Raw genomic sequence first — 18,877 nt, 5'->3', positions numbered from 1 at the left:
AATTTAATGATTACATCTGTTAATAAAACGTTGTTACACACGTGTGATTTAAAAATCGGTAAGTTTTATTTTTACAAGAATTTCGTAATTTCAGAAATCAAAGAAAGTGCCGTGGTTGCATTTGAGGAAGCTGAAAAACTTTTTGAATTTTGTAATTATTATTATGGAAAGAAAACTCCTTTTGTTTATTTAGCACATCGCATAAATTCTTATTCTTTTGTACCTACAGATCACTTTAAGTCTACTAACCTTTTTCCCAATCTAAAAGGCTATGGAGTAATTGTTTATACAGTAACTCAAAAACGCACAGCCGAACTAGAAAAATCTTTCATGAATAAAAAAATGAAAATATTTGAAAATCTCAATGAGGCTATCCAATGGGCAGACTCTCTTACCTTATGTGATTAATTTATAGCAGTAGTATCTTTCAGCTCTTTTAAAAGCATTTCAAAAGCTTTACTTGTAGTCTTACCAATAGTTCGCTCTCTTAAATTGCCAAAATTAAATTCTTTAGAATATACCTTATCTGGTGTAGCAATACCAATAAAGACAGTGCCTACTTCTACTTTACCGTCTCCTTTTTCTGGCCCTGCATTACCTGTTGTAGAAATCGCATAATCTGAATCAAATTTTTGTTTAGCAGCTTTAGCCATCGCTTCGGCTACCTCAGCACTTGTTACCGAATAAGCTTTTATTAAATTTTCTGGAATTTCTAAAAGTGCTGTTTTAGAAGCTGTCGCATACGTGACTACACCTCCTTTAAAAAAACTTGAAACTCCTGCATGAGCTGTGATTTCTTGTGCTATATGCCCGCCAGTACAACTCTCAGCTAATGCTAAAGTTTTTCTTTGGTCTGTTAAAAGTGATCCTACAATAACCTCTATAGGTTGATCATCTTCATAACCAACAATAATATCACCAATAAGCTCATTGAGTTTAACTAGCTGAAGTGCGATCTCCTTTTCAAGAAGTGCGTGTTGCTCTCCGCGAGCAGAGAGTCGCAAACGTACTTTTCCTAAGCTTGGAAGATACGCTAATTTGATAAATGCGGGTAAATTATCCTCCCACTCCTCAATTTTTTCTGCGATAGCACTCTCCCCGACACCATGTGTAAGGACTGTTTTATGAAGAATAAAGGGTCTTTTAAAACGCTTTTTAAGCCTAGGAATCACCTCACTCTCCATAATACTTCTCATCTCAAAAGGTACTCCTGGCATCGAGATAAAAACTGTATTTGCATCTTCGATCCACATACCAGGAGCCGTACCATATGCGTTAGTAAGCACTTTGGCGCGACTGGGGACCAATGATTGCTGACGGTTAATATCTGATATTGGCGTACTAATATATTTTTTAAATAATTGCTCTACATGTTGTAGCACTTCTTTATTCTCTATCAATTGATCCCCAAAAAATTCGCAAAGTGTATGTTTGGTAATATCATCCTTTGTTGGACCAAGTCCCCCAGTAATAAGAACGATATCAACTCGCGATTGTGCCTCCTTAAGAGCATTTAGGATATGTGTTTTATCATCTTGAACAGAACTAATCTGATATACATCTACTCCTATTGTATTAAGTGCTTTTCCTATAAATGCAGAATTTGAATCGACAATTTGACCAATTAAAATTTCATCACCAATGGTTATAATTTCTGCTAACATTACAACAACTTATTGAAAATCATTTTTTAAGTCTTCGATAGCCTCATTAACTGTCTTTACTATATATTCAATAGTAGGCAATATTTGATCCTTATCTTTATCGGCTTTTGCCCACGCTTCTACTTGTTTTATTTGAGTCAACAATTCTATACCAAATAATTGAAGATTAGGCTTCATCTTATGCGCATATTGATATTCTAAACCAGGATTATCTGACTTAACAGCTTCTAGCATGCTATCAAGATCTGGCGGTATTTCTTCTAAAAATGTTTGCACTAAGACCGTGGTGAATTCTTGATCACCTCCAGATAATTCATTTATATGATTAAGACTATAAGCTTTACTCATCTATTTTATTCTTATTGAAAAATTCTTTTTATCTTCTATAAATCCTACTAGTTCGTCATCTGTACTAACAGGTCCTACTCCTGCAGGCGTACCTGTAAAGATAACATCTCCTATCTTTAAAGTAAAATATTTTGAAACATATTCGATCAGCTCATCAATTTTCCAAAGCATCAGTTCTGTACTACCTTGTTGTACTGGGACACCATTTTTTTCTAACCTAAAATTGATTGCATTTATATTTTCAAATCCTTCTTTTGAAACCCATTTACCTATCACTGCTGCTCCATCAAAGGATTTTGCTTTCTCCCACGGTAATCCCTTTTCCTTTAATTTTTTTTGTAAATCTCTCGCGGTAAAATCAATACCTAAACCAATTTGATCATAATATTTATGCGCAAATTTACGATCAATGTATTTTCCTAATTTATTGATTTTTACTAAAATTTCTACTTCATAATGCACATCACTAGAAAAATCTGGTATAAAAAAAGGTTGCTTTTTAAGAAGAATCGAGGTATCTGGTTTTAAAAAAACAACTGGATTCTCTGGTTTTTCATTTTCTAATTCAGCAATATGATCTGTGTAATTACGACCTATACATATAATTTTCATAACAACAGTAGATTAAATTTATGCGTTAAGACTATTATTTAACTTACGTAATCTAATGGCAGTAAGCACTTTTTTAGTATACAAAGGAAAATCTGCATTTTGGATCCACCCAAAATAACCAGGTTCATCTTCCATTACTTGCTCTACCAATTTACCTTTGTGTTTTCCAAATGAAAAAACTTCTTTACCATCCTTATTAAATGCAATAAACCCAGCAAAATCAGCAAATTGATTGCGCGCACTAAAGTCAGCTAAAAAATTCATGTCATTTTCTAATTCGGGATAGCGGTCTAATTGAGCTTTTAAAACCTCATAGGTAGCAAGTGTATCTACCTCTGCTGAATGCGCGTTTTCTAACTCACCATCACAATAAAATTTGTAAGCAGCTGCTAGGGTTCTTTTTTCCATTTTATGAAAAATAGTCTGCACATCTACTGCAACCGTATTTTTCATATCAAAATCCAATTCTACTCGTAATAGTTCTTCTGCTAACAATGGAATATCAAAACGATTAGAATTAAAGCCAGCCAAATCGCATCCTTTTATCATGTCATTAATTAGGTTCGCTAATTGTTTAAAGGTAGGTTCATTAGCTACCTTAGCATCATCAATCCCATGAACCGCTGTAGTCTCTGGTGGAATTGGCATCTCTGGGTTAACCAGCCAAGTTTTACTTTCTTTATTTCCGTTAGGAAAAATCTTAAGAATAGAAATTTCAACAATACGATCTTTAGAAATATTAATACCAGTTGTTTCAAGATCGAAAAAACAAATAGGACGTTTTAGTTTAAGCTCCATACATACATTGTGTGTTCCAAATATACTAGGTATTCATAATAAACTGAAATGATATTGCAATTTAACACCTTTTAAATCAAGAAATAATTTTAACAAACACATTATCAGCAAACTTTTTGGTTACTGTTTCTTCGGTTTCATTAAAACGAATACATATTGACTTATCAAAATCCCGAATTTCTAGTATTTCTATAGTACTACTTAGTGCTAATCCGATTTGAGAAACATATTTTAAGAAAGAGACCGAGGCATCATTTACCGCAGCAAGTTTGCATACATCACCTTGTTTTAAAGAAGATAAGGTGACCTTTGGTAATATTTTATAACTTCCATCTGCATCTGGTATCATTTCACCATGCGGGTCAACTTTAGGATACTCCATGTAACGATCTAATTCGTCAATTAATTTACGTGATTTTATATGCTCCAACTGTTCTGCAACCTCATGAACCTCATCCCAACTAAAATTGAGATAATTGTATAAAAACGTTTCCCAAAGGCGATGTTTTCGAATTAACCTTACTGCGATTTCTGTGCCTTGAGGAGTCAAATCTAATTTACCGTAGCGCTCACTTACAATATAATCTTTGGACTTTAACTTTTTGACCATGTTATTAGTCGAAGCAGGAGAAACATTCAAGTACTCTGCCAATTGATTATTTCCTATCTTACTTTCACTCCCCTCTGTAAGTAGCTGAAATAAAGCTTTTAGGTAATCCTCTTCACTTTTTGTTAAATTAATCATATTTAATTTGTTAGTTGAGACTAACTTTTTTAGTTTAGCACCGATTATAAACAAAAATAATAAACCTAATGCAATTTAAAAGAATACTTGCCATATCTATATGCTTAACTACATTTTATTGTTCTATATATGCACAGGAAACTGAACCGATAGAAAATCTGATTACAGATCGCCCCGATCAAACAGAATCGGCTGTTACTGTTCCCAAAAATCATGTACAAATAGAAACGGGTGCCGCATATCAAGATTACGGCAACGATACCTTTAGAGAGCAATCATTTACCTATAACACTACTCTTCTACGCTATGGTATCTTAAATACTATGGAACTTCGCCTAGGATGGAGCTTTACCGAGATTGAAACAGAAATTAACCAAACAAAAACAGCAAATGTTTTAAGTGGATTTTCACCATTATCTATAGGTGCAAAAATTGAGATTTCAGAAGAAAGCACATGGAAACCTAAAATAGCACTATTAACAAATCTTTACTTACCTTTTTCTGCATCTACCGATTACAAACCAGAAACCACTGGCGTGGATTTATTTATGCTTTTTGCGCATACTCTTAACGAATCTTCAAATTTATCGTACAATCTAGGTGCTTCATGGGGTAATGATTCTCCAGAAGCAATCTATAAATATACTCTCTCTTATGGACATAGCCTCACTGACGCTATTGGCTTTTATGCCGAAGTATACGGCCAACTGCCAGAAAAAAATAAAGCCTCTCATTTTTGGGATGCTGGATTCACTTACCTGATCACCTCAACCATACAACTAGACGCTACGGTGGGAACATCTTTTACAAAAGGGCAAAATCTTTTGTTGAGTGGTGGTATTAGTATACGTCTTCCCAACTAATCAAAATTTCATAAATTTTAGATACGATGAAACTACATACTTTATTCTTAGTGGTATCACTAACAATACTAAACTCTTGCAAAAAGAAACCTAATACCTCAGATGGTAAATTACAAGTAGTTACGACTACCTCTATGATTACCGATTTGGTTACACAAATTGGTGGTGATGCTATCCAAGTACAAGGAATTATGGGATCGGGTGTGGATCCACATTTATACAAAGCTAGCGAAGGTGATGTCTCAAAATTAGTCGAGGCCGATGTGATTTTCTACAATGGGTTGCACCTTGAGGGAAAATTAGTCGAAGTCTTTGAAAAAATGGAGCGACGCAATAATAAAACTATCGCAGTTGGAGAAGCTCTAGATAAAAAAGAACTTATCGGATCAGAATATTTCGCTTCTAACTATGACCCTCATATTTGGTTCAGTGTTCAAAACTGGATAAAAGCAGCAGGTTTTGTTACCAAAAAATTGAAAGTTTTAGATCCTAAAAACGAAACAGTTTTTGAAACTAATTCAAAGATATACCTATCTAAATTGCAAGCTCTTGAAAAACATATACTAACCAAAATTACAACCTTACCCGTAGAACAACGGATACTGGTTACTGCACATGATGCGTTTAGTTACTTTGGAAAAGCGTATGAATTTGAAGTTGTAGGTTTACAAGGATTATCTACAGCAACTGAAGCGGGTGTACAAGATGTGCAAAATATTGCCCAATTTATAATTAACAAAAAAGTAAAAGCTATTTTTGTAGAAAGCTCGGTACCCAAAAGAACTATTGAAGCCCTACAAGCAGCAGTTCGTTCCAAAGGTAGCGAAGTTAACATTGGAGGCACTCTTTTTTCGGATGCTTTGGGTACTCCCGACACAGATGAAGGAACTTATATAGGTATGTTTAAATATAATATAAACACAATAATAGAAGCTTTGCAATGAAAGAAACTAAAATTGCTGTCAAAATAGATGATCTCACAGTTGCATACAACTATAAACCAGTACTCTGGGATATAGATTTAGCTATCCCAGAAGGTGTTTTGATGGCCATTGTTGGACCCAATGGTGCTGGTAAATCTACATTGATAAAAGCTGTTCTTGATATTCTAAAACCTATTGCAGGAAGTGTCAAAATTTATGGTAAACCCTATAAAAAACAACGTTCACTTGTTGCCTACGTTCCACAAAAAGGAAGTGTTGATTGGGATTTCCCTACTACTGCATTAGATGTAGTCACCATGGGTACCTATGGTAGTTTAGGTTGGATTAAACGCCCAGGATTGAAAGAAAAAAAAGCCGCATTAGAGGCGCTAGAAAAAGTAGGGATGCTGGGTTTTCAAACTCGCCAAATTAGTCAATTATCAGGGGGGCAACAACAGCGAATATTCTTAGCAAGAGCTTTGGTTCAAAACGCATCTATTTATTTTATGGATGAACCTTTTCAAGGTGTAGACGCTACTACAGAAAAAGCAATTATCAATATTCTTAAAGAATTAAGAAAAGCTGGTAAAACAGTTGTTGTAGTGCATCACGATTTACAAACTGTTCCAGAGTATTTTGATTGGGTTACTTTTTTGAATGTAAAAAAAATAGCGACTGGCCCTGTTAAAGATATTTTTAATGACAACAATTTGACTAAAACTTATGGAATAAATTATAAAGTAAGTATTCAACAATAAGCAGTCTTATGAATATACAAGAATATTTAGAGCTTGTTTTTACCGACTATACCTTGCGCACGATTACCTTGGGTACTGCGATTCTAGGAGCCATATGTGGGATGTTGGGAAGCTTTGCCGTATTACGTAAACAAAGTTTGCTGGGAGATGCAATCTCACATGCAGCTTTACCAGGTATTGCTATCGCTTTTTTAATTATTGAAACCAAGAGCAATACTATTTTTTTAGTAGGCGCTTTAATAAGTGGATTAGTTGGTACTTTTTGGATTCGAGGCATTACACGTAAAACCCATTTAAAAGCTGATACTGCACTGGGTTTAATACTATCTTTATTTTTTGGTTTTGGCATGTTATTACTCACATACATTCAAAAAATGCCGAATGCAAATCAAGCTGGATTAGCTAACTATCTTTTTGGTCAAGCAGCGACTTTAATGGAGAGCGATGTATGGTTAATGAGTATTGTAACTGGAGTAAGCTTAGTAGTGGTTCTATTATTTTGGAAAGAACTAAAACTTCTACTATTTGATAGTGATTACACCAAAACTCTAGGTTTCAATATTAAATTTTTGGATATTTTAATCACTTCATTCATTGTTATAGCCATTGTTCTAGGCCTACAAACTGTAGGCGTAGTATTAATGAGCGCGATGCTATTGGCTCCTGCGGCGGCTGCAAGACAATGGACCAATAGTCTTGGCGTTATGGTTGTTCTAGCCGCAATTATCGGTGCTTTTTCTGGAATATTAGGAACCGCAATAAGTGCTAGTCAAAACAATTTATCGACTGGACCAGTCATTGTTTTGGTTGCTGCGACCTTTGTTCTGTTTTCTTTTATATTTTCACCTAAACGTGGTTTATTATTTCGTGAAATTCGTTTCAGAAAGAATAGAAATGATCTAGAGTTACATAAAACGCTTTCCTTTATGTATCATATTGCAAAAACACATACAAATATTTCGCATCCACATGCAATTAAAATTTTAAATAATTTTCAAGGATTTTCAAAGCGTTCGCTAAAAGAACTTGCCGATAAGGATTACATACGCTTAGAGCGTAATACTTGGTCAATGACAGAAATTGGCTTTGAAACTGCTGCAAATCTGTACAATCAACTAACAAATCAAAATCGATGAGCAATGCACAAATAGAAATTCAACTGATTGCCTGCTTGGTTGCTATTGCTTGTGCCTTACCCGGCACCTTTCTAGTACTACGTAAGATGGCATTGATCACCGATGCTATAAGCCATTCGATATTACCTGGTATAGTGATTGGTTTTCTTATAACACAGGATCTCTCCTCTCCTTTACTTATATTTTTGGCGACATTGACAGGTGTCTTAACCGTAGTTTTGGTCGAGTTTATACAGAAAACAGGGTTGGTAAAAGAAGATACTGCTATAGGCTTAGTCTTCCCTGCACTATTTAGCATCGGTGTTATTATGATAGCCAAAAATGCAAATGATGTTCACCTTGATATCGATGCAGTACTTTTAGGGGAATTAGCTTTTGCACCTTTTGATCGTGTGATGTATTATCAGTATGATTTAGGACCAAAATCACTATGGGTTATCGGTACCATTGTAGTAGTAACCCTTGGTCTACTAATTACGTTTTTTAAAGAATTAAAGTTAAGTACGTTTGATGCTGGTCTAGCTTCAGCTTTAGGATTATCTCCAGTAGTTTTACACTACGGCCTTATGACAGTCTCCTCGATTACCACGGTAGGTGCATTTGATGCAGTGGGCGCCATTTTGGTTATAGCTCTAATGATTGCTCCAGCGGCAACTGCATACCTGCTAACTAATGATTTAAAGAGAATGTTAGTTTTGGCTACTTTTTTTGGGGTATTGTGTGCACTTTCTGGATATTGGGTAGCACATTGGTTAGACATTTCTATCGCGGGGTCCATGACTACTACTCTAGGAATTCTATTTTTATTTGTTTATTTATTTGCAAAGGATAAAGGACTATTCTCTGTATTATATCGTCAAAAACGTCAACGTTTAGAAGTATCACTTTTGACATTCTTATTACATCTCAAAAATCATAGGGATGATGTGTCTGAAAGACATGTTAAACATCTTAATGAACATATCAACTGGCAAAAAGTGCAATCAAAATCTGTTCTTAAGCTTGCCTTGCAAAACAACATGATTGAGCTGGATAACGAAATTATATCACTCACAGAGAAAGGAGAACATTTCACTACAGAGGCGATCGATTACATAATGACAAATAAAAACGCTGAAATAGAAAAAATGAAAGATCGTTTTTTTCTGTTTAGAGGCTAAACACTGTATGACTTTTTCGAATATAAGAAAGCCACAGAACATTCGTTTTGTGGCTTTCTTGGTTTTAGTTATACTTTATAAATTTCTTAAAACTCTCTATTTGCATCAAACGCTTCTAGATACTCTTTCACACGAAGCACAAACTGACCTCCAAGTGCACCGTTAACAACACGATGATCATAAGAGTGCGACAAAAACATTCTATATCTTATACCAATAAAATCACCATCGGGAGTCTCAATTACAGCGGGCACCTTACGTATAGCACCCAATGCTAAGATTCCAACTTGCGGTTGGTTTATGATTGGTGTACCCATAACACTCCCAAAGGTACCTACATTAGTTACAGTATATGTTCCTCCTTGAATATCGTCTGGCTTCAGATTATTTGTGCGGGCACGATTAGCCAAATCGTTTACAGCTTTGGTCATACCAACAAGATTAAGTTGGTCTGCATTTTTTATTACAGGTACAATTAAGTTTCCATCTGGTAAAGCTGCTGCCATACCCAAATTGATATTTTTCTTTTTGATGATTGTATCTCCAGACATCGAAATATTCATCATTGGGAAATCTTTAAGTGCCTTTGCTATTGCTTCCATAAAAATCGGAGTAAAAGTAATATTCTCTCCTTCTCGTTTCTGGAATTCATTTTTAACCTTCTTCCTCCAGTTCCAAATATTAGTTACATCTGCTTCTATAAAAGATTGTACATGCGCAGATGTTTGTACAGAATCTACCATATGATGCGCGATGAGTTTCCCCATACGTGACATCTCGATAATCTCATCTTCTCCAGAGGCTACCGGTGTAACTTTTTCTGGGCTTGGTTTTGTAGTTTTTGGTTTTTCAACACGAGTCGTAGTTTCTCCAACTGGTTTTTGAGAAGATGTTTCAGGGGTCTTTTCCTTTCTACTATCCAAAAATTCAAGAACGTCATGTTTGGTAACACGACCATCTTTACCTGTACCATTAATACTCTCCAGTTCTTCTATCGAAATATTTTCGGTTGCAGCTATATTTTTTACTAAAGGTGAATAAAACTGCTCACTATCTGTGTAATCATTTGTCTGCTCACCATGTATTGCAGCTGTAGTTTCTTCAACTTGAGACGCTATCTCTTTGGCAGTCTCAGGTGTTGACTTTTCTTTTTCGTTGGTTGTATTGTCTTCAACACTACCTTCTCCATCAATTTCAATTATGGCTACTGTTTGACCAACCTTAACAACATCATCAACATCAAACAATTTTTCTAACAATACGCCTTCAACCTCACTTGGTACTTCGCTATCAACTTTATCTGTAGCTATTTCTAAAACTGCATCATCCATCTCGATAGTATCTCCTACTTCTTTTAACCAAGTCGTAATCGTTGCCTCTGCAACACTTTCACCCATTTTAGGTAATTTCAGCTCAAATTTTGCCATATTCTTAATCGAAAGTATTTATAGGTTATATTTTTTGCGAATTTAGTTAAAAAATAGCTTAAAAATTATTTTTTCTATATTAAAGTTTCTATAAAATACGATTTTCACACATTTCAAAAGATGCGTAAGTACGATTAAATTAAGTTACCTAATAGTCACCAAAATAACTTTAAATCTATTTAACTACTGCAAATATACTAATCCTGAAGCATTTTAATCTTAAGAACTTTTTAAAGCTTGCTCTAACGGTATTCTATTTAATATACTTCTACCCAAAGTAACTTCATCTGCGTATTCAAGTTCATCATTAACTCCAATTCCGCGCGCAATAGTAGATGTTTGTATCGCTACATCTTTTAAAAGTTTATATATGTAGAAATTAGTCGTATCACCCTCCATTGTAGCACTAAGTGCAAAAATTAATTCTGTAATATCTCCGGATTTTGCTCTTTCAATTAAAGACGCTATCGCTAAATCGTGGGGCCCGATACCATCAAGTGGACTTATTTTGCCGCCTAAAACGTGATATAGCCCTCTATATTGACTAGTACTCTCTATGGCCATTACATCTCGTATGTCTTCTACCACACAAATAATACCTTGTATCCTATTTGGATTTGAACAGATATGGCAAATTTCGACATCACTAATACTATGGCATTTTTTACAGAATTTAATATCCTTGCGCAAAGTAGTAATCGCATTAGCTAAATTGAGCGTTTGGGATTCTGGTTGTTTTAATAAATGTAATACCAATCGAAGTGCAGTTCGTTTACCAATGCCTGGTAATTGAGACATTTCATAGACCGCATTCTCTAATAATTTTGAAGAAAATTCCATAGCGACGCAAATTTAATATTTTAAATCTAAGTCTACACGTATTTATTAAATGATATCAGTGTAAAATCCTATTGAAAAAGTTTGTTTTTAGTATTTTTACAGCTTAAACTATAATTCATGTTCTCATCCCTTTCAGAAGAAACTCAGCTTGTAATAGCGATAGTAGCTATTGCATTATTATTTGGTTTGGTCATCTGGAATTCTAAAAAAAATAAAAGCAAATTGTATCACAGAGACCAAAGAAATTTCAGAAGAAACTATTATAAAAAAAAGCAACGTGATCAACATAATTAAAACAGATGCTACCCATAAGGATTTTAGGTTATTAGTTACTGCTTTAGACAAGGAATTAGCTGTACGCGATGGAGACGACCATGATTTCTACAATCAATTTAATGGATTAGAAAATATTCATCATTGTTTAATCGCTTACGATTTAAGTAACGAACCCTTAGGATGTGGTGCTTTCAAAAAATACAGCGATAGCACGGTTGAGATTAAACGAATGTTTGTTACCCCAGCAGCTAGAGGAAAAGGTGTTGCTTTTAAAATTTTAAAAACACTAGAAAATTGGTCTCAATCATTGGGGTATGAACATTGCATTTTGGAGACTGGAATTCAACAACCAGAAGCGATTGCTTTATATAAAAAAGCAGGCTATCAAATCACCGACAATTACGGTCAATATAAAGGGATCACTAACAGCATATGCTTCTCAAAAATAATAAATTAGTATTTATATTACAGCAAAGTATGATAAATACTATAAATTGATACTATGAAAATTTACACTAAAACTGGCGACAAAGGTACTACTGCATTATTTGGCGGAACTCGAGTGCCAAAACATCATATTCGCATCGACAGTTACGGCACGGTAGACGAGCTTAATTCTTATATTGGTCTCATTCGGGATCAAGAAATTAATGCTTCATACCAAGCAGATCTCATTACAATACAAGATCGCTTATTTACTATTGGTGCTATAATGGCTACAGATCCTGAGAAAGCTGTCTTAAAAAACGGAAAAAAACGTTTAGCTATTCCGACAATCACTAGTGAAGACATAGCCTTTTTAGAAGATAAAATAGATGAAATGAATGATGCATTGCCCCCAATGACTCATTTTGTATTACCTGGAGGTCATACCACTGTGTCATTTTGTCACATAGCGCGTTGTGTTTGTAGGCGTGCAGAGCGATTGGGCACTGCGTTATTTGAATTAGAACCATTTGAAGCAAATGCATTATCGTATCTCAACAGACTATCTGACTACCTTTTTGTGCTGGCACGAAAATTGTCATCTGATTTGCATGCTGATGAAATAAAATGGATCCCTAGCAAGGATCAATAGAAATCGGTGCTATAGATATATGAGAAGCACCCTAAAATTCACGTTCTTAAAATTATTGTGTAAATAATTGATTTTTTACTTGACTTTTTAAACTAAAAAATTATTTTTGCAAAAATTAAAACCAGTAAAACTATGTATTGGACATTAGAATTAGCATCGTATTTAAGTGATGCTCCCTGGCCGGCTACAAAAGATGAATTGATTGATTATGCAATTCGAACTGGAGCACCGTTAGAGGTTGTTGAAAATTTACAATCAATTGAAGATGAAGGAGACTCCTACGATTCGATAGAAGAAATATGGCCAGATTATCCAACAGATGAAGATTATCTTTGGAACGAAGATGAATATTGAAAAACTTTGAAATAGTGCTAAAAGTCTCGCAAGAGGCTTTTTTTTTGCGTAAATTACGCCAAATAAAACCTGACCTTTTTAGATAAGCACGTGCAATTGTGCTATCTAATTAAATAACTGATTGCTATCTCACAGATAGCTAAATACAAATCCAGTAGAACTTTTAGTCTTACTGTGATATACTTAAACATATAACCATAATTATGGGAATTTTAGATTCTGTACTTAAAGTATTTGTTGGAGATAAATCCAAAAAAGACATAAAAGAAATTCAGCCACAGGTTGAATTAATTAAAAAAGCCGAAAAAGAAATTGAAGGGCTTACCAATGATGAATTAAGAGCAAGAACTCAAGCTTTTAAAGTTCAAATAAACGACGCACGATCCGAGGTTAATCTCAAAATTGACAATCTAATCAATGAGGCTAATGGAACCGAAGATATTGATCGAAAAGAAGATATTTATAATGAAATTGATACGCTCAAAGATGAAGCTTATCAAATCACAGAAAAAACATTAAGTGATATTTTGCCTCAAGCATTTGCTGTAGTAAAAGAAACAGCAAAACGTTTTACCAAAAACGATACAATCACAGTTACGGCATCTGCATATGATCGAGAACTTTCTGGTCAAAAAACATATGTGAATCTTGACGGTGATCATGCAATATGGGAAACCAGTTGGGATGCTGCTGGTAAAGAGGTAAAATGGGACATGATACATTATGATGTCCAACTGATTGGAGGAATCGCAATGCACCGTGGTAATGTAGCAGAGATGCAAACGGGTGAAGGAAAAACGTTGGTAGCAACGCTCCCTGTATACCTTAACGCATTAACAGGTAACGGAGTGCATCTAGTTACGGTAAACGATTACCTTGCACGTCGTGATAGTGAGTGGATGGCTCCTATTTTTCAATTTCACGGTCTTACTATTGATTGTATAGATAATCATCGTCCCAACTCGGCAGAACGACGAGCGGCCTATAATGCTGATATAACATACGGAACAAATAACGAATTTGGCTTTGATTACTTGCGTGATAATATGTCACATTCTCCAGATGATCTGGTACAACGCCCTCACAATTATGCGATCATAGATGAAGTAGATTCGGTTTTAATAGATGATGCAAGAACTCCATTAATTATCTCTGGCCCTATACCTAAAGGTGATGTGCATGAATTTGATGCTTTGAAACCAAAAATTGCAGATGTTGTTGCTGTACAACAAAAACTATTAACTACCGTATTAGCAGAGGCTAAGAAGCTTATTAAAGAAGGTAACACCAAGGATGGTGGATTTAAATTGCTTCAGGTATATCGCGGAATTCCTAAAAACAAAGCACTTATTAAGTTTTTGAGTGAAGAAGGTGTCAAACTACTTCTTCAAAAAACCGAAAACTTTTATATGCAGGATAACAATAGAGAAATGCATAAAATTGATGCAGACCTCTATTACGTAATCGAAGAAAAAAACAATCAAATAGATCTTACAGATAAAGGTGTTGATTATTTGTCGGGAGCAGATGATCCTGACTTTTTTGTCCTTCCGCAAATCGGAATGGAAATTGCCAAAATTGAAAATCAAAACTTATCCAAAGAAGAAGAAGCAGAGCAAAAAGAAGAACTGTTTAGAGATTACAGTATTAAAAGTGAACGAATTCACACCCTTCGTCAATTATTAAAGGCGTATTCGCTTTTTGAGAAAGATGTAGAATATGTCGTGATGGACAATAAGGTTAAAATCGTTGATGAGCAAACAGGACGTATTATGGATGGTCGTCGTTACAGTGATGGACTACACCAAGCGATCGAAGCTAAGGAAAATGTAAAGATTGAAGATGCTACGCAAACCTTTGCAACCGTGACACTTCAGAACTATTTTAGAATGTACCGTAAATTATCCGGTATGACAGGTACAGCAGTTACCGAAGCTGGAGAATTGTGGGAAATTTATAAATTGGATGTAGTTGAGATCCCAACTAATCGTCCTATTGCTAGAAAAGACAAGGAAGATTTAGTTTATAAAACCAAACGAGAAAAATATAATGCGGTAATCGAAGAAGTAACCGAACTTTCACGTGCTGGTCGCCCCGTATTGATCGGTACTACATCGGTCGAAATTTCTGAGTTGTTGGGTCGTATGCTTACAATTCGTAAAGTACCTCATAATGTATTGAATGCCAAACTTCATAAAAAAGAGGCTGATATTGTTGCCGAGGCCGGAAATCCAGGAGTGGTTACAATTGCAACCAACATGGCAGGTCGTGGTACAGATATCAAACTAACAGACGAGGTAAAAAAAGCAGGAGGTTTAGCCATTATTGGTACCGAACGTCACGATTCGCGTCGTGTTGATAGACAATTACGTGGTCGTGCTGGTCGACAAGGTGATCCTGGTAGTTCTCAATTTTATGTATCGTTAGAGGATAACTTAATGCGATTGTTTGGATCTGAGCGAATTGCAAAAATGATGGATCGAATGGGTCTTAAAGAAGGTGAAGTAATTCAACATTCGATGATCTCAAAATCTATTGAGCGTGCCCAGAAAAAAGTAGAAGAAAATAACTTTGGAGTTCGTAAACGTTTATTAGAGTATGATGACGTGATGAATGCGCAACGTGAGGTAGTTTATAAAAGACGTTACCATGCGTTATATGGCGAACGCCTTAAACTGGATATCGCAAATATGATTTATGATACCGCCGAGGTAATTACCGAAGGTAATAAAGTAGCTCAAGACTTTAAAAATTTCGAATTTGAATTGATTCGATATTTCTCTATGAGTAGCCCTGTAACCGAAGCTGAATTTGAAAAGAAAGATGCTCAGAAAATAGCTGGTGAAGTTTATAAAGCTGCCTACGCACACTATCAAGATAAAATGATGCGCAATGCAGAGTCTGCATTTCCTGTAATTAAACAGGTATATGAAGATCAATCTAATAATTACGAGCGTATCTTGGTTCCTTTTACCGACGGTGTAAAAAGTCTCAATGTCGCTACAAATCTTCAAAAAGCTTATGAAAGTGAAGGGAAACAATTAATTACTGATTTTGAGAAAAATATTACTCTAGCAATTATCGATGATGCGTGGAAAACACATTTACGCAAAATGGATGAACTTAAACAAAGTGTACAGTTAGCAGTTCACGAACAAAAAGATCCTTTACTAATTTATAAATTTGAAGCTTTTGAATTATTTAAGAGCATGATTGAAGAAGTAAATAAGGATGTTATTTCCTTTTTATTCAAAGGAGAATTACCTACTGGTAACACTCAAGACATCTCTGAAGCTAAACAAGTACGCCGAAAAGAAAAACTAGAAACTTCTAAAGAAGAAATTCCTAACTTGGATGAGCGTGCTTCACAAGGACGATCTGCTGGACAAACACAACAGCAACACGTAACCGAAACAATCGTAAGAGAGCAACCTAAAATTGGACGTAATGATAAGGTTACAATCAAACACGTTATGAGTGGAGAGAACAAGTCTATGAAATTTAAACAAGCGATCCCGCTTATCCAGAAAGGTGAATGGGTTATTGTTGAAGAGTAAAAAACATTACAATCATAAAAAAGTCGGGTAGCACATTCAGTACTACCCGACTTTTTTATAAATTATTTTTATGCGATCTTTAATAGAAGGTTTGGATCTGGACAGTTTTTTTTAAACTTATCCACTTCAAGTTGATTCGATACACCGGGATAGTCACCAATATTACCATCCAGTTCCTTAATTATCTGAAAGTGAAGATGTGGTGCATAGGTTCCGTTTACTGTCGCATCTCCTAATGCTGCAAAAACATCACCTTTGTTAATTGATTGACCTACACTGATTCCTTGCAGAGACGCCAAACTAAGATGCCCATATAGCGTAAAAAAAGTTACACCATCCTCTTGATGTTCCAAAATAATTGTCGGGCCGTAATCTCCAAAATTAGTATTATTCTTAAAACTATGAATTCTACCTTTAATTGGTGCTACAACACGAGCTCCAGCAGCACACCATATATCTAATCCTAAATGTATATTTCGTTCTAATTGAGGATCTTTTTGGTTAAAATATGTGCTGCGCTTATATAAGTCTCTTTGCTCAAGATATCCTCCATATGCCATTGTACCTTGATTGGCAGTCAAAAAGGTGTTTACATAATCCTCAAAATCATCTGGGGATGTGAGATCTATAGTCCTTAACTCTTTATTTGATGAAGATAAATCAATACGTATATATTGCTCCTTTTGTTGTGGATCAATTATGACGGGTGTAAACGAGTTAGTCAAATTCTCTATATACTTTTTGAAAAAGTTACTATTCATAGTACTTACTATTTATTTTATATGCTCAAAGATTATTATTATAAATACAGCATAGGAATCGATATGCTCAAAAAAAAAGATAAAGCTAAGAAACAAATACTATAATTCACTTCTATATAAAAACAAAGTTCTGTGATGAGCGTGTAACTATTAGTTTTTAGGATTATAAAAGTTAATAGTTACAAATGGCTATTAAAGATAAATTGTTAAAAACAATAAGCAAACATATACTCACGAACCCTCTACATATAGTATCTTATTAAAACAACCAGAAATTTATAAGACTAGCTCGAACAATCAGAGCGATCTCTATACCAATAATAATCAGACTGGTTTTGTCAATACAATATTCATACTGGCTCTTACCGACCACAAGAATGCTTAGCGATTAGGCCTTGTTTTGTATTCATTTATTATTTCATCGTCCCATACTTGGACTTCGATATATTTTTCATATTTAAATCTTTCTTCTGCATTACATTTTTCATTTGAAGGGACTCCATAATTTTTAATAAGATCATTCATTTCGTCCAACAAGAAAACATGCCCGTTACAATCTTTTCTATAAGTTGCGAGTTTTGGTTCATCGTACAACTGAAATGAGACCATGCTATCTGGATAAGTAAAACTGATATGCTCATGTTTAAAGTCAGCTAAAGGTATTTTTATAACACCGGGGTTTGCATACCAAGATTTTACCCATTTACATTCTCCCAATGTAAAATAGAAAGGATCATTTCTGTTAGGTTTTCCTCCTTTTGAGATTACTTGTTCTTTAATCCTCCTTTCTAGCGCTAATCTTAATTCAATATAATTTTCAGGTCTTTTGCTATTCCATCCTTTGGAGATTTGATTTTGAATTTTTTCAGCTTTTTCATAACCATATTCAGTAATATTGCGGAATGGTCCATTGTCTAGTTCATAATAATGGAACAAAAATTTCGGTATAATCATATTTTATTTTTCAATTGTACCACACTATATTAGTTAGGCATAGAACGGAGGCCTAGAAACTGTTTCAATTAACCCACGAAGCTGAAGCTCTTATCTATTTTAGGTTGCCTTATAGTATGTGTTTTTTAATTTTGATTAACTTCAAACTAATGATCTTCTGAATCATTAAATTGCCATAATACGTTCACAAGTTGCCATTTTCCATTGAGTTTTACAATGTGCATATAATCAATCCAATTATCCGCTATTAGTTTTACCGAAGCTACCTTTTTAAAGATATCAAGAATAACTATCTCTTTTTTCGGGTTTTCAGGAAATTTGTCCTTGTCTTGATTATACGTTTCTGCAAGTAAAATCATTGCATCGGTAAAAGTTTCCCTTAAATATTCCTTTCCTGTTTTTTTATTCCTCCAAAATGTCCTTTTGACCATTCTAGGATGCGCTGCACGTTCAAACTGTTCAGGCTTTACATTGTGTTGAGATTCGATATAATCCAATGCAACTTGTTTAATATCCAAAGAGTCCTGTTGAGTTTGACCCTGTACATAAAAGATCATAACAAAAAACAGGAATATTGTAAGAATTATTGATTGCTTCATACTTAGTTTTTAGTTTTATTTTTT

At 34.7% G+C, this 18,877-nt stretch carries 20 protein-coding genes; 10 read left to right on the top strand and 10 right to left on the bottom strand.

Annotation, left to right across the window (positions count from 1 at the left end; genetic code table 11):
• Positions 1-6 precede the first annotated feature (6 nt).
• On the top strand, positions 7-408 hold the full coding sequence (locus ACE939_RS01930) for a hypothetical protein (RefSeq protein WP_378187095.1): 402 nt from the start codon (positions 7-9) through the stop codon (positions 406-408).
• On the opposite strand, the gene ACE939_RS01925 is transcribed toward ACE939_RS01930, so the two are convergent.
• From ACE939_RS01925 to ACE939_RS01905, 5 genes are all read right to left on the bottom strand, one after another.
• Positions 405-1,664: a competence/damage-inducible protein A gene (locus tag ACE939_RS01925; protein WP_378187093.1), complete on the bottom strand. Its 1,260-nt coding sequence runs from the start codon at positions 1,662-1,664 to the stop codon at positions 405-407. The genes ACE939_RS01930 and ACE939_RS01925 overlap by 4 nt on opposite strands.
• Before the next feature lie 9 nt (positions 1,665-1,673).
• Positions 1,674-2,012, bottom strand: coding sequence for an Hpt domain-containing protein (locus ACE939_RS01920; protein WP_378187091.1), 339 nt, complete (start codon positions 2,010-2,012; stop codon positions 1,674-1,676).
• On the bottom strand, positions 2,013-2,624 hold the full coding sequence (locus tag ACE939_RS01915; protein ID WP_378187089.1) for a fumarylacetoacetate hydrolase family protein: 612 nt from the start codon (positions 2,622-2,624) through the stop codon (positions 2,013-2,015).
• A gap of 18 nt (positions 2,625-2,642) precedes the next feature.
• Positions 2,643-3,422, bottom strand: a complete 780-nt coding sequence (locus tag ACE939_RS01910; RefSeq protein WP_378187088.1) for an exonuclease domain-containing protein — start codon at positions 3,420-3,422, stop codon at positions 2,643-2,645.
• Positions 3,423-3,498: 76 nt separating this feature from the next.
• Positions 3,499-4,167 carry a metal-dependent transcriptional regulator gene (locus ACE939_RS01905; protein ID WP_378187087.1) on the bottom strand — a complete coding sequence of 223 codons (669 nt, stop codon included), beginning with the start codon at positions 4,165-4,167 and terminating at the stop codon, positions 3,499-3,501.
• A 68-nt stretch (positions 4,168-4,235) separates the two neighbouring features.
• Between ACE939_RS01905 and ACE939_RS01900 the strand changes: the two genes are divergently transcribed.
• Genes ACE939_RS01900 through ACE939_RS01880 form a run of 5 tightly spaced genes read left to right on the top strand, consistent with a single transcriptional unit; the run spans position 4,236 to position 9,007 of the window.
• Complete coding sequence (locus tag ACE939_RS01900) at positions 4,236-5,030, top strand: transporter (protein WP_378187086.1); 795 nt, start codon at positions 4,236-4,238, stop codon at positions 5,028-5,030.
• Between the two features lie 26 nt (positions 5,031-5,056).
• Positions 5,057-5,974, top strand: a complete 918-nt coding sequence (locus tag ACE939_RS01895) for a metal ABC transporter solute-binding protein, Zn/Mn family (protein WP_378187085.1) — start codon at positions 5,057-5,059, stop codon at positions 5,972-5,974.
• A complete protein-coding gene (locus ACE939_RS01890; RefSeq protein ID WP_378187084.1) occupies positions 5,971-6,711 on the top strand; it encodes a metal ABC transporter ATP-binding protein in 741 nt (246 codons plus the stop codon). Before ACE939_RS01895 ends, ACE939_RS01890 begins: the two co-directional genes overlap by 4 nt.
• Positions 6,712-6,719: 8 nt before the next feature.
• Positions 6,720-7,847, top strand: a complete 1,128-nt coding sequence (locus tag ACE939_RS01885; protein ID WP_378187083.1) for a metal ABC transporter permease — start codon at positions 6,720-6,722, stop codon at positions 7,845-7,847.
• On the top strand, positions 7,844-9,007 hold the full coding sequence (locus ACE939_RS01880) for a metal ABC transporter permease (RefSeq protein WP_378187082.1): 1,164 nt from the start codon (positions 7,844-7,846) through the stop codon (positions 9,005-9,007). The genes ACE939_RS01885 and ACE939_RS01880 overlap by 4 nt, the downstream gene beginning before the upstream one ends.
• Positions 9,008-9,093: 86 nt before the next feature.
• Here the strand turns inward: ACE939_RS01880 and ACE939_RS01875 are convergent, their stop codons facing one another.
• Positions 9,094-10,434 carry a dihydrolipoamide acetyltransferase family protein gene (locus ACE939_RS01875; RefSeq protein ID WP_378187081.1) on the bottom strand — a complete coding sequence of 447 codons (1,341 nt, stop codon included), beginning with the start codon at positions 10,432-10,434 and terminating at the stop codon, positions 9,094-9,096.
• Positions 10,435-10,653: 219 nt separating this feature from the next.
• The gene (gene recR / locus ACE939_RS01870; RefSeq protein WP_378187080.1) at positions 10,654-11,274 is read right to left on the bottom strand and encodes a recombination mediator RecR; all 621 of its coding nucleotides are present in this window, start codon (positions 11,272-11,274) and stop codon (positions 10,654-10,656) included.
• A gap of 277 nt (positions 11,275-11,551) precedes the next feature.
• Between recR and ACE939_RS01865 the strand changes: the two genes are divergently transcribed.
• From ACE939_RS01865 to secA, 4 genes are all read left to right on the top strand, one after another.
• Positions 11,552-12,007, top strand: a complete 456-nt coding sequence (locus ACE939_RS01865) for a GNAT family N-acetyltransferase (RefSeq protein WP_378187079.1) — start codon at positions 11,552-11,554, stop codon at positions 12,005-12,007.
• Between the two features lie 45 nt (positions 12,008-12,052).
• Complete coding sequence (locus ACE939_RS01860; RefSeq protein WP_378187078.1) at positions 12,053-12,628, top strand: cob(I)yrinic acid a,c-diamide adenosyltransferase; 576 nt, start codon at positions 12,053-12,055, stop codon at positions 12,626-12,628.
• Between the two features lie 132 nt (positions 12,629-12,760).
• Entirely contained in the window at positions 12,761-12,982 is a 222-nt protein-coding gene (locus tag ACE939_RS01855; protein WP_006989959.1) for a DUF2795 domain-containing protein, read from the top strand.
• Positions 12,983-13,185: 203 nt separating this feature from the next.
• Positions 13,186-16,539, top strand: coding sequence for a preprotein translocase subunit SecA (gene secA, locus ACE939_RS01850; protein WP_378187076.1), 3,354 nt, complete (start codon positions 13,186-13,188; stop codon positions 16,537-16,539).
• Positions 16,540-16,607: 68 nt separating this feature from the next.
• On the opposite strand, the gene ACE939_RS01845 is transcribed toward secA, so the two are convergent.
• The 3 genes from ACE939_RS01845 to ACE939_RS01835 all read right to left on the bottom strand — a co-directional run bounded on the left by ACE939_RS01845 (position 16,608) and on the right by ACE939_RS01835 (position 18,853).
• Positions 16,608-17,300 (bottom strand): peptidoglycan DD-metalloendopeptidase family protein, encoded by a 693-nt coding sequence (locus ACE939_RS01845; protein ID WP_378187075.1) that lies wholly within the window; start codon positions 17,298-17,300, stop codon positions 16,608-16,610.
• A gap of 381 nt (positions 17,301-17,681) precedes the next feature.
• Complete coding sequence (locus ACE939_RS01840) at positions 17,682-18,254, bottom strand: hypothetical protein (RefSeq protein WP_378187074.1); 573 nt, start codon at positions 18,252-18,254, stop codon at positions 17,682-17,684.
• Positions 18,255-18,400: 146 nt separating this feature from the next.
• Positions 18,401-18,853, bottom strand: coding sequence for a nuclear transport factor 2 family protein (locus tag ACE939_RS01835; protein ID WP_378187073.1), 453 nt, complete (start codon positions 18,851-18,853; stop codon positions 18,401-18,403).
• Positions 18,854-18,877: the final 24 nt, after the last annotated feature.

Origin of the sequence: Aquimarina rhodophyticola, assembly GCF_042434915.1 — a bacterium.
In the GTDB taxonomy this organism is placed as follows: Bacteria; Bacteroidota; Bacteroidia; order Flavobacteriales; family Flavobacteriaceae; genus Aquimarina.
This window is presented reverse-complemented; position numbering and strand designations above follow the sequence as displayed.

Coding starts and splice junctions, on each gene's coding strand:
- secA (WP_378187076.1), top strand. CDS start 13,186: ATGGGAATTTTAGATTCTGTACTTAAAGTATTTGTTGGAGATAAATCC.
- ACE939_RS01895 (WP_378187085.1), top strand. CDS start 5,057: ATGAAACTACATACTTTATTCTTAGTGGTATCACTAACAATACTAAAC.
- ACE939_RS01925 (WP_378187093.1), bottom strand. CDS start 1,664: ATGTTAGCAGAAATTATAACCATTGGTGATGAAATTTTAATTGGTCAA.
- ACE939_RS01875 (WP_378187081.1), bottom strand. CDS start 10,434: ATGGCAAAATTTGAGCTGAAATTACCTAAAATGGGTGAAAGTGTTGCA.
- ACE939_RS01840 (WP_378187074.1), bottom strand. CDS start 18,254: ATGATTATACCGAAATTTTTGTTCCATTATTATGAACTAGACAATGGA.
- ACE939_RS01920 (WP_378187091.1), bottom strand. CDS start 2,012: ATGAGTAAAGCTTATAGTCTTAATCATATAAATGAATTATCTGGAGGT.
- ACE939_RS01915 (WP_378187089.1), bottom strand. CDS start 2,624: ATGAAAATTATATGTATAGGTCGTAATTACACAGATCATATTGCTGAA.
- ACE939_RS01880 (WP_378187082.1), top strand. CDS start 7,844: ATGAGCAATGCACAAATAGAAATTCAACTGATTGCCTGCTTGGTTGCT.
- ACE939_RS01835 (WP_378187073.1), bottom strand. CDS start 18,853: ATGAAGCAATCAATAATTCTTACAATATTCCTGTTTTTTGTTATGATC.
- ACE939_RS01860 (WP_378187078.1), top strand. CDS start 12,053: ATGAAAATTTACACTAAAACTGGCGACAAAGGTACTACTGCATTATTT.
- ACE939_RS01855 (WP_006989959.1), top strand. CDS start 12,761: ATGTATTGGACATTAGAATTAGCATCGTATTTAAGTGATGCTCCCTGG.
- ACE939_RS01900 (WP_378187086.1), top strand. CDS start 4,236: ATGCAATTTAAAAGAATACTTGCCATATCTATATGCTTAACTACATTT.
- recR (WP_378187080.1), bottom strand. CDS start 11,274: ATGGAATTTTCTTCAAAATTATTAGAGAATGCGGTCTATGAAATGTCT.
- ACE939_RS01930 (WP_378187095.1), top strand. CDS start 7: ATGATTACATCTGTTAATAAAACGTTGTTACACACGTGTGATTTAAAA.
- ACE939_RS01885 (WP_378187083.1), top strand. CDS start 6,720: ATGAATATACAAGAATATTTAGAGCTTGTTTTTACCGACTATACCTTG.
- ACE939_RS01890 (WP_378187084.1), top strand. CDS start 5,971: ATGAAAGAAACTAAAATTGCTGTCAAAATAGATGATCTCACAGTTGCA.
- ACE939_RS01905 (WP_378187087.1), bottom strand. CDS start 4,167: ATGATTAATTTAACAAAAAGTGAAGAGGATTACCTAAAAGCTTTATTT.
- ACE939_RS01845 (WP_378187075.1), bottom strand. CDS start 17,300: ATGAATAGTAACTTTTTCAAAAAGTATATAGAGAATTTGACTAACTCG.
- ACE939_RS01910 (WP_378187088.1), bottom strand. CDS start 3,422: ATGGAGCTTAAACTAAAACGTCCTATTTGTTTTTTCGATCTTGAAACA.